The sequence below is a fragment of the Collinsella sp. LCP21S3_D3 genome, from assembly GCF_052118305.1.
GTDB lineage: Bacteria > Actinomycetota > Coriobacteriia > Coriobacteriales > Coriobacteriaceae > Collinsella.
In genome coordinates this window covers 1-14,405 of record NZ_JBQKHK010000010.1, presented here as the reverse complement: position 1 = coordinate 14,405, position 14,405 = coordinate 1, and the positions used below count along the sequence as shown (strand labels likewise).

The 14,405-nt window shown below is 61.0% G+C and carries 12 protein-coding genes; 6 read left to right on the top strand and 6 right to left on the bottom strand.

What is annotated here, in order from left to right; all coding sequences use genetic code 11:
- The first annotated feature begins 123 nt into the window (after nt 1-123).
- Together glf and ACTQ1S_RS05965 are read left to right on the top strand one after the other, a co-directional pair.
- The gene (gene glf, locus ACTQ1S_RS05970) at nt 124-1,326 is read left to right on the top strand and encodes a UDP-galactopyranose mutase (RefSeq protein ID WP_427729079.1); all 1,203 of its coding nucleotides are present in this window, start codon (nt 124-126) and stop codon (nt 1,324-1,326) included.
- Nucleotides 1,319-2,350, top strand: coding sequence for a glycosyltransferase family 2 protein (locus ACTQ1S_RS05965; protein ID WP_427729077.1), 1,032 nt, complete (start codon nt 1,319-1,321; stop codon nt 2,348-2,350). The genes glf and ACTQ1S_RS05965 overlap by 8 nt, the downstream gene beginning before the upstream one ends.
- A gap of 248 nt (nt 2,351-2,598) precedes the next feature.
- Here the strand turns inward: ACTQ1S_RS05965 and ACTQ1S_RS05960 are convergent, their stop codons facing one another.
- The 4 genes from ACTQ1S_RS05960 to ACTQ1S_RS05945 form a co-directional block, all read right to left on the bottom strand.
- Entirely contained in the window at nt 2,599-3,600 is a 1,002-nt protein-coding gene (locus ACTQ1S_RS05960; protein WP_441536242.1) for a P1 family peptidase, read from the bottom strand.
- Between the two features lie 100 nt (nt 3,601-3,700).
- On the bottom strand, nt 3,701-4,282 hold the full coding sequence (locus ACTQ1S_RS05955; protein ID WP_441083163.1) for a Maf family protein: 582 nt from the start codon (nt 4,280-4,282) through the stop codon (nt 3,701-3,703).
- Entirely contained in the window at nt 4,279-4,821 is a 543-nt protein-coding gene (locus tag ACTQ1S_RS05950) for a DJ-1 family glyoxalase III (RefSeq protein WP_427718432.1), read from the bottom strand. Before ACTQ1S_RS05950 ends, ACTQ1S_RS05955 begins: the two co-directional genes overlap by 4 nt.
- Nucleotides 4,822-5,398: 577 nt before the next feature.
- On the bottom strand, nt 5,399-5,626 hold the full coding sequence (locus ACTQ1S_RS05945; RefSeq protein ID WP_441547286.1) for a hypothetical protein: 228 nt from the start codon (nt 5,624-5,626) through the stop codon (nt 5,399-5,401).
- Between the two features lie 24 nt (nt 5,627-5,650).
- On the opposite strand from ACTQ1S_RS05945, the gene ACTQ1S_RS05940 reads away from it, so the two are divergent.
- From ACTQ1S_RS05940 to ACTQ1S_RS05930, 3 genes are all read left to right on the top strand, one after another.
- On the top strand, nt 5,651-6,382 hold the full coding sequence (locus ACTQ1S_RS05940; RefSeq protein ID WP_441057040.1) for an EamA family transporter: 732 nt from the start codon (nt 5,651-5,653) through the stop codon (nt 6,380-6,382).
- Between the two features lie 123 nt (nt 6,383-6,505).
- Nucleotides 6,506-7,936, top strand: coding sequence for a 6-phospho-beta-glucosidase (locus ACTQ1S_RS05935; RefSeq protein WP_441044763.1), 1,431 nt, complete (start codon nt 6,506-6,508; stop codon nt 7,934-7,936).
- A gap of 31 nt (nt 7,937-7,967) precedes the next feature.
- Nucleotides 7,968-9,416 (top strand): PTS transporter subunit EIIC, encoded by a 1,449-nt coding sequence (locus ACTQ1S_RS05930; protein WP_441536246.1) that lies wholly within the window; start codon nt 7,968-7,970, stop codon nt 9,414-9,416.
- 252 nt (nt 9,417-9,668) lie between these two features.
- Here the strand turns inward: ACTQ1S_RS05930 and rlmD are convergent, their stop codons facing one another.
- Both rlmD and ppk1 read right to left on the bottom strand, forming a co-directional pair.
- Nucleotides 9,669-10,997: a 23S rRNA (uracil(1939)-C(5))-methyltransferase RlmD gene (gene rlmD / locus ACTQ1S_RS05925; protein ID WP_441536248.1), complete on the bottom strand. Its 1,329-nt coding sequence runs from the start codon at nt 10,995-10,997 to the stop codon at nt 9,669-9,671.
- Nucleotides 10,998-11,083: 86 nt separating this feature from the next.
- A complete protein-coding gene (gene ppk1, locus ACTQ1S_RS05920) occupies nt 11,084-13,486 on the bottom strand; it encodes a polyphosphate kinase 1 (RefSeq protein WP_441536250.1) in 2,403 nt (800 codons plus the stop codon).
- Between the two features lie 554 nt (nt 13,487-14,040).
- On the opposite strand from ppk1, the gene ACTQ1S_RS05915 reads away from it, so the two are divergent.
- The coding region (locus ACTQ1S_RS05915; protein ID WP_441547285.1) for an arginine deiminase family protein at nt 14,041-14,405 on the top strand (365 nt) is incomplete at its 3' end.

Here is a 14,405-nt window from a genome sequence, read left to right as displayed (position 1 = left end):
TTCCTTGTGTGGCAAGCTCATTATAGGACGCATTAGCGCTATAATCGCTCTGATAAATATGTCTCGAAGAATGTTCGAGAAAAGCCCAGCTAACGAGCCCGTGGCTTTTGACAAGGAGTATCGATGCAGATTACCTCAGGCCTGCCTGAAGGCTTTAACGCCGGCGCATACGACATGATTGTCGTCGGTGCCGGGTATGCCGGTGCCGTTTGTGCCCGCCGTCTTGCCGAGACCATCGGCTATCGCGTTGCCGTTTTGGAGCGCCGTGGCCACATTGCGGGCAATGCTTACGACTGCTTTGATGAGGCCGGGATCCTGGTCCACGAGTATGGTCCGCACATTTACCATACCTTTAACGAGCGCGTCCACAATTTTCTGTCGCGCTTTACCAAGTGGACGGACTACCAGCACAAGGTGCTTGCCAATATCAACGGCACCCTTATGCCCGTGCCCTTTAACCACGCGAGCCTCAAGCTCGCCTTTGGCGATGAGCGCGGCGAGGAGCTGTATCAGAAGCTCGTGGAGACCTTTGGCAAGGACGTCAAGGTGCCCATCATGGAGCTGCGCAAGAAGAACGACCCGGATCTTGCCGAGGTCGCCGATTACGTCTACGAGAACGTCTTTTTGCATTACACCATGAAGCAGTGGGGCCAGACGCCCGACCAGATCGATCCCTCGATCACCGGCCGCGTTCCCGTCTTTGTGGGCGACGATGACCGCTATTTCCCGCAGGCTCCCTTCCAGGGCATGCCGCAGGACGGCTATACCGCGTTGTTCGAGCATATGCTCGACCACGATCTGATTGATGTGTTCTGCGACGTGGACGCCCGCGACCTCTTTGAGATCGACGAGACTACCGTCAAGATCGACGGCAAGGTCTATGGCGGCGAGATCGTCTACACCGGTCCGCTCGACGAGCTGTTCAACCTCGACTTGGGCGCTCTGCCGTACCGTACGCTCGACATGAAGTTCGAGACGCTCGATATGGACCAGTTCCAGCCCGTGGGCACCGTCAACTACACCACGAGCGAGGATTACACGCGCATCACCGAGTTCAAGAACATGACTGGTCAGGTCCTGCCCGGCAAGACCACCATCATGAAGGAGTATTCCAAGGCCTATACGCCCGGCTCGGGCGAGACGCCCTATTACGCCATTCTGGAGCCCGAGAACCGCGAGCTCTATGAGCGCTATCTTGAGCGCGTCCAGAACCTGACGAACTTCCACCCGGTGGGTCGCCTGGCCGAGTATCGTTACTACGATATGGATGCCGTGACCAACTCTGCCCTCGATCTTTCGGATGAGATTATCGCCTGCCATGCATAAAGTCATATCATTCGGTATTCCCTCGTATAACGCCGCCAAGGACATGGACCATTGCATCACCTCCATTCTGGAGGGGAGCGATTATGCCACCGATATCGAGATCATCATCGTCGATGACGGTTCCAAGGACGAGACGGCAGCTAAGGCCGATGAGTGGGAGGCGCGTTACCCCGGTATCATCCGCGCGGTGCATCAGGAGAACGGCGGTCACGGCATGGCCGTCCTCTCGGGCCTGCGCGAGGCACAGGGCACCTACTACAAGGTCGTCGACTCGGACGACTGGCTCGACGGTGCGGCGCTTTCGACCATGCTTTCGATTCTGCGTGGCTTTGAGGAGCGCGACCAGCGCGTCGATCTGTTTATCTCGAACTATGTGTACGAGAAGGTTTACGAGGGTACGCATACCGCTATTGGTTACAAGTTTGCCCTGCCGCGCAAAAAGATCTTTACCTGGGACCAGATTGGCCATTTCCGTCTGGACCAGAATTTGCTCATGCACAGCCTGTGTTATCGCACGGATGTGCTGCGCGCGTCCAATCTGCCTATGCCGCCGCACACGTTCTATGTCGACAATATCTACGCCTATGTGCCGCTGCCGCGCTGCAAGACCATGTACTACGCCGACATCGACCTCTATCGTTATTTTATCGGTCGCGAGGGCCAGAGCGTCAACGAGGCCACGATGGTCAAACGTCTGGACCAGCAGTTTCGCGTGACGCGCATTATGATGGAGTCGTTCCATCTGTACAGCGATGTCGAGTCGTCGCGTCTGCGCGCGTACATGATGGGCTATTTCACCATGATGATGGCAATTTGTTCGGTGCTTACCAAGCTTTCCGATGAGGATTGCGCCGACGAGCGCCTGACGACATTGTGGAGTGATTTGAAGGCCTACGACGAGCGTATGTATCGTCGTGCACGCTACGGTGTGGTCGGCTTCTTTACCAACCTGCACGGGCGGGCTGGAGACAAAACCACACTCGGCCTATACCGTCTTGCCTCAAAGATCTTCAAATTCAACTAGCTGTTGAGTAATCGCTGCTGATAGGTTGACTGGGCCCCTTGGCCTTTAGTTTGCTACTGCGAACAGTCCTGCTCGCACGGAAAGCACATTAAGTGCTTTCCGGCTCGTGCGGAACTTGTATCAAACTAAAGGCCAAGGGGCCTTTGCTATAAGAATCGATTGTCAGGCTGCCTGAATTTGAAGATCTTGGGCGCGCGGTACACAGGGGCCTGGGCTGAAAAGTTTTAGTTGGTAGTCGGTCGAGTGGATTACTTCGCAACGCCGGGGATGCCGTGGGATGTTTTGGCGGTTTTGGCTCCGTTTACGATGGCGGTTTCCAGGGCCCTTACGGCGAGCATGCCCAGCAGGTCTAGGGGAACGGCGGCGCTTGCCTGGCTGCCCAGCTTGCCGCTGGCAAGGGTGTAGATGGTGTCACCGTCGTTGGTGGTGTGTGTGGGGCGGATGGCGTGTGCATAGGCGTCTGCGGCCATCTGGGAGACCTTGGTGGCCTGGGCCTTAGTGAGCTCCACGTTGGTGACGATGCAGCTGATGGTGGTGTTGGTGCGGTCGAGTGGCATTTTCATAGAGCCGGCGGCGGCAAGGGCGGCGAGCTCCATGTCGACGATCTGGTCGCTATCGGCTGCGGCGCGCATGCCGGCCACCCACTCGCCGGTGGTCGGGTCGACCACGTTGCCACAGGCGTTGACCGAGACCACGGCGCCCACCTTGACGGTGCCGAGTGTCACGGCAGCAGCTCCAAGGCCAGCCTTCATGCAGGTGGCGGGCCCCATGAGCTTGCCTACGGTGGCGCCGGTGCCGGCACCTACATTGCCCTGATCGAGTGTGGTGGGGGTATGGTCGAGCGCCTCGCGCACGGCGGCGATACCGGCCTCAATGTCGGGACGCACGGTGGGATCGCCAAAGGCGAGGTCGAAGATGCAGCTGGAACACACGATGGGCACCTGCGTGGGGCCGACGGGCAGGCCGATGCCGTGGCTCTCGAGTTCGCGGGCCACGCCGCTTGCCGCCTCGAGACCAAAGGCCGAACCGCCCGAAAGGCAGACGGCGTGGACCTTATCGACGGTGTTCTCGGGACGCAGCAGATCGGTCTCGCGCGAAGCGGGAGCGCCACCACGTACGTCAACGCCGCCGGTGGCACCCTCGGGCGCCACGATTACGGTGCAGCCGGTGCCGGCCTCCTCGTCTGTATAGTTGCCAAAGCAAAAGCCATCGACATCGCAAACGTCAATGGCTTCGAGCAGGGTGTCCATGTTTTCTCCTATCGGTTTTCCGCCGGGCCTTATGCTCGGTCGGGATCCGTGCGGTACGGCAAAATTGTAGGCGCCGGGGGATACCCAGCGCCAGATGCAATTACGAGAGTTTTTGAATCGCGCGTGCGACGCGAGCGATGGGTAAGCCCACCACGTTGTAGAAGTCGCCCGAAATGTCATGCACGAGCATGCGGCCGCCTGTGCCCTGGATACCGTAGGCTCCGGCCTTGTCCATGGGTTCGCCGGAGGCAACATAGTGCCCGATCTGCTCCTCGGTAAGCTCATAGAACGTCACGTCGGTCACATCGACAAACGACAGACTTTCGGCGGCATGCGGAGCTGCAGTGTCGCCGGCTTTAACGATGCAGACGCCGGTTGCCACCTGGTGCGTGCGGCCCGAAAGCTCGCGGAGCATGGTGCGTGCCTCGTTCTCGTCTGCCGGCTTGCCCAAAATTTGCCCGTCAAAGGTGACAATGGTATCGGCTGCGACAGTCAGTTCGTTGGGCTCGGCGTGCTCGGAGGCAACGGCAGCGGCTTTGGCGCGTGCCAAGCGTTCGACAAGCGTAAGCGGAGCTTCGCCATCAAAAGGTGTTTCGTCGATATCTGCGGGAATTACGCGAACGTCATAGCCCGCCTCGCGCATCAGCTCTATGCGGCGCGGCGATTGCGAAGCCAAAATCATAGCTGGATGCCCTCGGCAACCTTCTCGACGGCCTTGTCGCCGGCGAGTGTGCGCAGCAGCTCCAAGGCAAAGGGAAGTGACTGTGCCATGCCGCTGGCAGTGATGATGTTGCCGTCTTGCGTGACCTTCTCGCCGGTATAAGCACCCTCGGGGAAGCTCTTCTCAAAGCCGGGGAAGCACGTGGCTCGGCGTCCCTCGAGCAGACCAAGCTCACCCAGGATAAACGGGGCGGCGCAGATGGCGGCAACGTGCTTGGTTGCGGCGAACTCGCAGACTACATCGCAGACACGCTGGTCGGCGCGCAAGTTGGTGGCTCCGGGCAGGCCGCCGGGCAGCACGATGCAGTCGTACTCCTCAAAGTTGATCTCATCAAAGAGCGCATCGCAGGTCACGGGAATCTGCAGCGAGCTCACGACCTCGCGTGTGGGCATGATCGAGACGAGCGTGGCGCGCACGCCGCCGCGACGCATGACATCGACCATGGTCAGGCATTCAATAGTTTCAAAGCCATCGGCGGCGAGAACGGCAACGCTGGGCATGAGGGTTCCTTTCGTAAGGCGGCATACAATTAGCCGTCTTATACCCCGAAGACCTATGCTTGCCACGCTCGATTTCCCAATGTTTAAAAAGGGACGGGGCTATTTTAGCTACCCTCACCCATCCTTAACAATCTCAATCTGTAACAGCTAGGCCCACTTTTGACCCCTAACTGTTACAGATCAAGATAAACGGAAACCGCCTCGACAAAACGTCTAAATCTGTAACATCTACGGACCAAAACCGGGTCTTACTGTTACAGATCGAGACAGTCCCCAACGCACCGCCCCGCTCGGGGAACGACCGCCACAGGTACGGCGGGCAGAGACTCACTTTTTTCTCGGTTTTTCTTGACGGAATCTCACCTGTTGTAGTACTTTGTCTCAGTCTAAAAACGCGTGGACTTTTCTGGGCGCTAGCCACCTTTTTGCCACGCAACCGAGCAGTCGGTTGCGTGGCTTTTTTCGTCTTGGCAGCAGGTGCCACATGAACCGCCAGAAGACCGCACGAGCCCACCTTCCGACTGCAGGGAACAGACGCACGAGACGTGCATCTGCAAGACAGCAGACGGAAGGGAGCCTAATGGCAGGAACAAACACAATCAAGCAACAGGCCGCCGGGGCAGGAGCCACGGGCGCGGGACAGGCCAAGGCGGCGCTCCAGGTCTTTGCGGGCGGCGCCTGCTACGGCGCGATGGCCACGACCTACAAGCTCGCCTACGCCGCGGGCTTCACCTCGGCGCAGGTGGTGGCGAGCCAGGCGTGGTTCGGCTGCCTCTTCTTCGCTCTCGCCACACTCGCGGGCCACGCACTCGGGCACCGCTGGCAGCGCGTGGGATGGAAGCTCGCCCTTAAGCTCATGGGCCTGGGAGCCCTCACCTGCCTCACCTCAATCCTCTACTGCTACGCCATGAGCGTGCTGCCCGCCCCGGTGGCGCTCACGCTCCTCTTCCAGTTCACGTGGCTGGGGCTCCTGTGGCAGACCGTCATGACGCGCCGACCGCCGAGGGCCCTCCAAGTGGTCTCCGCCCTGGTCATCGTCTTCGGAACGGTGTTCGCCAGCGGCGTTTACAAGACCGGCATCACCGGGTACGACCCCGTGGCCCTGCTCTGCGCGCTGGGGGCGGCCGTGTCCTGCTCCCTCTTTGTCACCCTCTCCGGCAAGGTCGAGGCCCCCTGCTCGTCCGAGCAGCGTGGCGTCATCGTATGCGCGGGCTCCGTGGTCATGTCGCTCACGGTGTGCCCGGACTACGTCGTCTCGGGCGTCCTCGCCCAGGGCATCCTGCCCTTTGCCGTCATCGCCGGCTTCTTTGGCATGCTCTGCCCGGTCCTGCTCTTCGGCATGGGCTCTCCGCACCTGCCCGCGGGCCTCTCCACAGTCATGGCCGCCGCGGAACTCCCTGCCGGCCTGCTCATCGCCATGATCGTCCTCGGCGAGCCGCTCGGCGTCGTCGAGTGGCTGGGCGTCGCCATCATCCTCGCCGGCGTGTGCCTGGCGCAGGTCCCCTCCCTGCTTGGAGGCCGGGAGGCACGTCGCGCCGCCGCAGGACAAGCCGTCAGCTAGTCATCCCTTCACAGGCGGCCCGCGCGCATCAGGGAAAGGGCCACGGGCCCGGCGCGTGAGGTCGCAAGGACGTTATTAAAGCGTCCCCCGCAGAGGTGGGGACGCCAGAGAGAAGGAGGCACCATGCCATTTCCAAAAGGGTTCCTTTGGGGAGGAGCCACCGCCGCCAACCAATGCGAGGGAGGTTATGACGAGGGCGGCCGCGGCCTTGCCAATGTCGACGTCATCCCACACGGGCCGGAGCGCAACGACGTGAGTCGCGGCCTGAGGCGCATGCTCGACTTCGAGCCCGGGTACTACTATCCGGCCCAGACGGGCATCGACTTCTACCACCGCTACCGCGAGGACATAGCCCTCTTCGCGGAGATGGGCTTCAAGGTCTTTCGCCTCTCCATCGCCTGGAGCCGCATCTTCCCCAACGGCGACGAGGAGGAGCCCAACGAGGCCGGGCTCGCCTTCTACGAGGACGTGTTCCGCTGCTGCCGCGAGCACGGGATCGAGCCCCTCGTGACCATCACGCACTTCGACTGCCCCATCCACCTCGTCAAGAAGTACGGCGCCTGGCGAAACCGCACCCTTATTGAGCTCTACAAGCGGCTCGTGACGGTGCTCTTCAACCGCTACCGCGGCCTCGTGCGCTGGTGGATCACGTTCAACGAGATGAACATGATCTTGCACCGTCCCTTCATGGGTGCCGGCATCGTCCTCGAGCCCGGGGAGAATGCCCGCGAGGCCGAGTACCGCGCCGCGCACAACGAGCTCGTGGCCAGCGCCTGGGCCACCAAGATCGCCCACGAGGTCGACCCGGAGAACAAGGTGGGCTGCATGCTCGCCGCGGGAAGCTACTACCCCTACTCCTGCCGCCCCGAGGACGTCCGCGCGGCGCAGGTCAAGAACCAGGAGGACCTCTTCTTCGTGGACGTGCAGGCGCGCGGGCACTACCCCGGCTACGCGCTCAAGATGCTCGAGCGCGAGGGCATCGACGTGGGCATGACCGCCGAGGACGAGCGCATCCTTGCGGAGAACACCGTCGACTTCATCTCGTTTAGCTACTACTCCTCGCGCTGCACCGCGGGCGACCCCGATTCCGTGGGCGGCGTCGCCGAGGGCAACGCCTTCGCCGGCGTGGAGAACCCCTACGTGCGCACGAGCGACTGGGGCTGGGTCATCGACCCGCTGGGATTCCGCATCACGATCAACGACCTCTGGGACCGCTACCAGAAGCCGCTCTTTGTGGTGGAGAACGGCCTCGGCGCCTATGACGAGGTGCTTCCCGACGGCACGATCGAGGACGACTACCGTATCGCCTACCTGCGCGAGCACATCGAGGCCATGCGCGACGCCATCGAGCAGGACGGCGTCGAGATGCTCGGCTACACCACCTGGGGGCCGATCGACCTCGTGAGCGCGGGCTCCGGCGAGATGGAGAAGCGCTACGGCTTCATCTACGTGGACCGCGACAACCTGGGCAACGGCACGCTCGAGCGCAGGCGCAAGAAGAGCTTCTACTGGTACCGACAGGCCATCGCCACCAACGGAGGCGACCTGGGCTAGCCGCCCGGGCAATATCACTAAGGAGAAAATAATGGCAGAAAAATACGACGATCTGGCCAGATCCATACTCGAGAACGTAGGCGGCGCCGAGAACGTCGCCAGCGTCGCGCACTGCATCACGCGCGTGCGCTTCAAGCTCAAGGACGAGTCCCGCGCCAACACGGCCAAGATTGAGGCCCTCAAGGGCGTCATCCAGGTCATCCAGGCCAACGGCCAGTACCAGGTGGTCGTGGGTAACATCGTCGAGGACGTCTACGACGCGGCCCTGGAGGCCGGTAACTTCTCGGGCGGCGCAAGCGCCGACGACGAGCCCCAGGGCGATAAGACCGTTGCCTCCGTCATCATCGACCTCATCTCTGGCATCTTCCAGCCCATCCTGGGACCGCTTGCCGCCGCAGGCATCATGAAGGGACTGCTTGCCCTCATCACCTACTTCGTCCCGGCCTTTGCAAACGACGGCCTCTACACGCTGCTCTACACCGTGGCTGACGGCTTCTTCTACTTCCTTCCGGTCGCCCTGGCGTTCAGTGCCGCGCGCAAGTTCCGCATGAACGAGTTCACTGGCGTGGCAATCGGCGTGGCGCTCCTCTACCCGACGATGGTCGCCCTGACCTCGGGCGAGGCGCTCGGCAGCATCGACCTCGGCGTGGCCGGCACGTTCTCGTGGTACGCCACCGCCCTCGGGGTCCCCATCATCATGCCCGTGTCCGGCTACGTGAGCTCGGTGATTCCCGTCCTTCTCATGGTGTGGTTCGGCTCTATCATTGAGCGCTGGCTCAAGAGCTGGATGCCGGCTGCGCTCAAGATGTTCCTCGTCCCGCTCGCCACGATGACGGTCTCCATCGTCTTGGGCTACCTCGTCATCGGCCCGGTGGCCACCCTCATCACCAACCTGCTGAGCGCGGCGTTCTCGTTCATCTTCCAGCTTCCCGTGGTTGGTTCCGTCTTGGGCAGCGCCCTGGTCGGCGGACTGTGGATGTGCCTCGTCATCTTTGGCTTCCACTGGAGCCTCATCCCCATCTCCATCATGAACCTGAACACCCTCGGCCACGACAGCGTGCTCGCCGCCACCATCGGCCACGGGTTCGCGCTCGGAGCGGTCATCTTTGCCATGTATCTTAGAAACAAGGACGAGCGCTTCCGCGGCATCGCCCTTCCCGCGATGATCTCCGCCTTCTTCTTCGGCGTCACCGAGCCGGGCATCTACGGCATCGCCCTCCCCAACAAGCGCGCGTTCGTCGTGGCATGCCTGAGCTCCGCCGTGGGCGGCGCCATCGTGGGAATGACGGGCGCCCTCATGTACATCTCGGGTGGCCTCGGTGTCTTCAACCTGCTCAACTTCATCGACGGGACCCCTGGTGGCGCCGGAATCTCCCACATGATCTTCGCGATCATCGCCTCGCTCGTCTCTGCCGTCCTGGCCTTTGTTATCGAGTTCATCACCTACCGGCCCAACGACGACGAGGAAGGCGCCTGCTAGCTTGGGCCCTTCTCGACCAGCTCTATGTAGTTGAGGGCAGTTGAGGTGGGTGAGGGCCGAGGGCGGTCGAGGCGGCCGCCCTCGGTCCGGGACAACCTGCCAGAAGGCGTTTAGCTTTCTCGGGCGGCAGTTCAATGTCCAAGAAATGGGGGGCGGTTTAATTTTGGGACGGGGATTAAATAATCATTCGGAACAAATTTATTTTTATCCCCGTCCCAGAAAAATCATCGGGTGTGGTCTTGGGCAAACAGTCTAGTTGCGCTTGAGATGGACGACGGTTTCACAGTGGAAGGTTTGCGGGAACAGGTCGACCGGCGTGATCTTGACGGGGGAGAAGGTGCCTTCCTCGACAAAGCACTTAAGATCGCGTGCCAGAGTCGCCGGATCGCAGCTCACGTAGGCCACGTCGCGGGCGCTCGTGCTGGCGATGAGGTCGATTGCCTCGGGTGCCAGACCTGCACGCGGCGGGTCGACCACCAGGACATCGGCATCCTGGTCGGGGAACTCGCGCACGGCATCGCCGCCGATGACATCGACGTTATCGAGCTTGTTGATCTCGAGGTTGCGGCGCAGGTCGCGCACGGCCGGGCCGTAGGCCTCGACGGCGGCAACAAAATCACAGCGGCGGGCGAGCGGTAGGGTAAAGGTGCCGGCGCCGCAGTACAGATCCATGGCAAGCTCATCTTCTTGCGGGTCGAGCGCCTCCATGACAAGCTCGATCAAAATCTCGGCGCCCTTGGTGTTGACCTGGAAAAACGATGGGGCCGAAAGGCGCATCTGGCCGTCGGCGATGTTCTCGGTCCAGGAGCCCTCGCCGGCGAGCATCTCCACCTTGGAGACGCGGCGGGCCTTCTTCTCGCCCTTGCTCATGACGCGCACTACGCTCGTGGGGCGAGCGGCGTCTGCCAACACGCGCGAGACCTGCGAGCGCGGGAAGGAGCCCGTGGGCGTCCAAAGTGCGACCTCGAGTGCCTTGGTGCGACGCGAAGCGCGAATGCCCACGCGCTCCAGACCCAGATCGTGACTGCCGCTCAGATAGTTGAGCGCGCCGACGACCGATTTGAGCGCCTTGGGAAAACGCTTATCGAACAGCGGGCACGAATCTACGGTGACGATCTTGCTGGGATCGACGCCGTGCATGCCAAGGCGAACGCGGCCGTTAACGAGGGTGGGCTCCAGCTCAATCTTGTTGCGGTAGCTCCAGTCGTCCTTGGTGTGGCGGATGGGCTGGACAAGATCGTTGACCTGCTCGGGGGCGAACTTGCCAATGCGCTCGAGCGTGGAGCGCAGGTTTTGCTCTTTGGCGGCAAGCTGCGCGGTGCGCGAGAGATTGCCCCACGAACAACCGCCGCAGACGCCCACGAAGGGGCAGGGGGGCTGAATGCGATCGGGGCCCGGCTCCAGAATCTCGGTCGTGCGGGCGCGCATAAACGACTTGCCGTCCTGCACGATCTCGGCCTCGACGGTGTCGCCTGCCACGGCGCCCTGCACAAAGACGGCCTTGCCGTTGTCGGCGTGCGCCAGTCCGTCGGCGCCGTAGGTCATCGATTCTATGGTGAGCTTCATGTTCCTGCCTGTCATTCGCGGTATTGTTCGCAACCATGGTAGCAGTGAAAAGCGCCCCGTATTTGGGGTATTCCTCAAATACGGGGCGCTTCTACAAACGTCTATTTCGTCTTGCCGGTAATGAGCGTCTTAAGGCCTAGGCCGATCAGGCCCAGTCCCATGCGCACGCGACCGGGGCGATGGCGCTCGATGGTCTTGGTCTTGCCAGCGGGCTTCTCGCGGCGGGCGCCCTTCTGGGACGCGGGGTTGGCCGTCTGCGGTTGGGGCCGAGGAGCAGGCTCGGACTCAGGCTCTATGACGGTTGCCTGAACCTTCTGGACCTCGGGTGCGGCCGGCTGCGGTTCGAGCTCAGGCTTGGATGCGAGCGTAGGTTCTGCCTTGGCGACGGCCCCGGCGTTGCGATAGGCACGCTCCAGCAGAGCTTCCTGCGAGTTGAAGGGCTTCTCGCCTTCTTTGCGCTCCACGGGAATCCAGGTGCCGTCACTCGTCAGACTGCGTGCCTTCACGTTGTCGCGCAGCTGCATGCCCATGTACTCGTGCACCTGGGCGCGGCAGGTGGGGTCGAGCACGGGGAAGGCGATCTCCACGCGGTGCTCGGTGTTGCGCGTCATCATGTCTGCCGAGCTCAGGTAGATCATATCCGAGTCCACGCCAAAGGCATAGACGCGCGCATGCTCCAAAAAGCGTCCGACGATGGAGCGCACGTGCACGTTCTCGGTCTTGCCCGGAACACCGGGCTTGAGGCACGAGATACCGCGGATGATCATGTCCACGCGCACACCGGCACACGATGCCTCGGCGATCTTGTCGATGACCTCGCGGTCGGTAAGCGAGTTGAGCTTAAAGAACACGCGGGCGGGCTCGCCGACAAGGGCACGCTGAATCTCGCGGTCCAGGCCGCGCATGATGAGCGGCTTGAGGCCCACGGGCGCCACGCCCAGGAAGCGGTAGTCGCCGCGCAGGTTGCCCAGCGACAGGTTGCGGAAGAACAGGTTGGCGTCCTCGCCGATGCCGGGATGCGCGGTCATGAGCATAAAGTCGCTGTAGAGCTTGGCCGTCTTCTCGTTAAAGTTGCCGGTACCCAAAAGCGTCAGACGGGTAAGCGCCATGCCCTCGCGATAGGTGAGCTGGCAGATCTTGGAATGGCATTTAAAGCCCTCGGAGCCGTAGATAACGGTGCAGCCGGCCTCTTCCAGCCGCTCGGCCCATTCGATGTTGTTTTGCTCGTCAAAGCGGGCGCGGAGCTCCATGAGCACTGTAACCTCTTTGCCGTTTTCGGCAGCATCGATGAGCGACTCGCACAGGCGGCTTTGTTTGGCCACGCGGTAGAGCGTGATGCGAAGCGAGATGCACTCGGGGTCGTAGGCTGCTTCGTGCACCAGGTCCAAGAACGGATTCATGGTCTCGTAAGGGTAAAAGAGCAGCTTGTCGTGCTGCAGCACCTGATCGCGGATGGAGCGGGTCATATCGATGGTGGGGTTGGGCTGCGGCCTAAACGGCGTAAAGAGCAACTCGTTTCGTAGATGCTCGGGTATTTTGCCCTCGATGCCAAAGACATAGCCCAGGTTGAGCGGGATATCGCAGGTAAAAACCGAGCGGCGCGAAAGCTCGAGCGCTTTGCGGATGGTCTTGAGCGTTGGCTTTTCGAGCGAGCCCGATACGGCGAGCACCACCGGCTGCAGGCGCAGGCGCTTCTTGAGGATGCGCTTCATGTGCTGGCGGTAATCCTCTTCCTCCTCGACGCCCTCGCCGTCCGGATCGATGTCGGCGTTGCGGGTGACGCGGATGAGCGCGCGGTCGAGCGGCTTATAGGAGCCGAAGCAGCTGTCCAGGCAGGCGAGGATGACGTCCTCGAGCAGAATGTAGGAGTAGGTGCCGGTGGGCGAGGGGATTTCGACCACGCGGTTCATCGAGGCGGGAATCTCGATAAGGCCCAGCAGGCTCTCCTCGTCGGTGATGCCGTCCAGGCCACAAGCCAGATAGAGCGCGCCGTTGCGAAGGTTGGGGAAGGGATGGCGCGGATCGATGACCAGCGGCGAGATGACCGGTGATACGTAGGCCTGGAAGTAGCGGGTTACAAAAGTATGTTCCTCGGGCGTAAGCGAATCGATGCGGGCGCGGTGAACGCCCAAAGCGTCGAGCTTGTCCTCGATGCTCTTAAAGATCGACTCCCAGCGGGTAAGGAGCCCGGGCAGCTCTGCCATGACAGCATCGACCTGTTCGGAGGCGGTCATATTGCTCTTGTTGTCGACGGGCTGTTTTTTGAGCTCTGCCAGATCGGACAAGCCGCCCACGCGCACCATGAGAAACTCGTCGAGGTTTGACTCGAAGATCGAGACGAACTTAAGGCGCTCGAACAGTGGCACAGACTCATCGAAGGCTTCGTCGAGTACGCGGTTATCAAAGCGCAGCCAGCTAAGCTCTCGATTTTGCGTATACGAGAAATCGCGCGGTTTCTTGCGCAGCTTGGCGGCGTTCTGCTTCTTTTCGATTTTGCTCGGCATATGCATCTGTCCGTTCAGTCCCCAAAGGGACGGTAGCCTAACACTGTTTGCTATTGTCTCAATTTAGTCGACCTATGGCGCGGACGTATCGCGCGAACGGTATCTTTACCTACTTATTACGCTGACGATCCGGAGCACTAACGTCCGGTGCTTTGAGCAAGCGATCTATATCCTCACTCAACTGGTGAGAATGTATGAATAAGAATGATAGCAAGCTGAATATAATCGAATTTAGGTCGAATCGAGGACAAGCGTCATTTATATGCAGAAAACCGTTTTCGCTATGCAATTTTGAATCATGGATAACTTTGAGTGCTCAATCTTGATTTCCTAGAAAAATAACGTTTACCTAGGAAAATCTGCTTTACGAAACTGAAGTGCATCATGGGAAATCATATGCGATATACCGTTCATCGTACTTTGTTGACCGTTCGGGGGCGAGGTGGAATTGAGGGTGGAAATTGGATATAACTAGAGCTGTCAGCAAGCAGCGCTCCATACGGAGGGGCGCTGATACATTTGGCCAGTAAGGCCCGAAAGAAAGGTAGGAGGCCATGACGAAAGGTCTGCACGTGCCTTCCGAGATCGGCAAGCTCAGGAAGGTCTGCCTGCACCGTCCCGGCGACGAGCTCCTCAACCTGCCGCCCGACGAGCTCGAGCGGCTCCTGTTCGACGACGTCCCGTTCCTGGAGGTCGCGCAGCAGGAGCACGACACCTTCGCCCAGATCCTGAGGGACCAGGGCGTCGAGGTGCTCTACCTCGAGAACCTCGTCGCCGAGGTGTTCGACCAGGTCCCCGGCGCCCGCGCCGAGTTCACCGACCAGTACATCGCCGAGGCCGGCATCCGCGGGAAGCACATGCCGCAGATCGTCCGCGAGAAGCTGGACTCCATCGAGGACAACCTCGAGTTCGTCAAGAA